Raw genomic sequence first — 1,069 nt, 5'->3', positions numbered from 1 at the left:
GGTGAGCCGTGGCCGCCGCCGACCCCCGAGCCGGCCTTCAAGGCGGCCATCGCCCGGGCCAGCGAGGCGGCCGCCGCCGCGCGGCTGGATGCCGATCGAAACGCCAACGGCGGCAACGGTTCTCATGGCGCTCAGGGTGGCGGTAATCGGCAGGGTGATCCGCAGGGTCCCACCCAACCCGACTACGGGGCCCCCGCCGGCTGGCGCGCGCCCGGCTGGCCGCCGCAGCAACAACAGCCGACTTACTGGCATCCGCAGCCCGGGCAGCAGCAGCCCTATTGGCAGCAACCGCCGCGCGGTTACCCGGGCCCCCAGGGCTATCCGGGACCGCAAGGCCATCCCGGCGGTCAGCAAAGTTATCCCGGCCAGCAGGGTGGAGCGGGTCACCCGGGTCAGGCGCACCCGTCGTACCCGCCGTATCCGCCGTATCCGCCGCCCGGCCAACCCGCCCCGGAGGGTGGGTCGCCGGACCGGCAGGACGACGTGAGCCGGTCCAACCCGCCGGCTCACGGCTGAGCAAACGGAGGATTCGATGGCCTTACGCGGTTTGGGGCCGGATACCGCGGTGCCCGCGACGCGCGCGTTCGATCAGGAGCGCGCCGAGGCTGCGGTCCGCGAGTTGCTGCACGCGATCGGCGAAGACCCCGACCGCGACGGCCTGCGCGAGACACCGGCCCGCGTCGCGCGCGCCTACCGCGAGATGTTCGCCGGGCTCTACACCGATCCCGACAGCGTGCTGAACACCATGTTCGACGAGGAGCACGACGAACTGGTGCTGGTCAAGGAGATTCCGCTGTACTCCACGTGTGAGCACCACCTGGTGGCGTTCCACGGTGTGGCCCACGTCGGCTACATCCCGGGCAACGACGGCCGGGTCACCGGCCTGTCGAAGATCGCCCGACTGGTCGACCTGTACTCGAAGCGGCCCCAGGTGCAGGAGCGGCTCACCAGCCAGATCGCCGACGCCCTGGTGAAAAAGCTCAACCCGCGTGGCGTGATCGTCGTGGTCGAGGCCGAGCACCTGTGCATGGCGATGCGCGGTGTGCGTAAGCCCGGAGCGGTTACGACC

1 protein-coding gene and 1 pseudogene are annotated in these 1,069 nt (G+C 71.0%); both read left to right on the top strand.

The annotated features are described in order from the left end of the window. A pseudogene (locus tag A9W96_RS01485) lies at nucleotides 1-516 on the top strand (cell division protein FtsH); the annotation flags it as partial. 16 nt (nucleotides 517-532) lie between these two features. Beyond that, nucleotides 533-1,069: GTP cyclohydrolase I FolE (gene folE / locus A9W96_RS01480; RefSeq protein WP_067137542.1), on the top strand; the 537-nt coding region annotated here is incomplete at its 3' end.

The organism is Mycobacterium sp. 1245852.3, assembly GCF_001669335.1.
In the GTDB taxonomy this organism is placed as follows: domain Bacteria; phylum Actinomycetota; class Actinomycetes; order Mycobacteriales; family Mycobacteriaceae; genus Mycobacterium; species Mycobacterium europaeum_A.
This window is presented reverse-complemented; position numbering and strand designations above follow the sequence as displayed.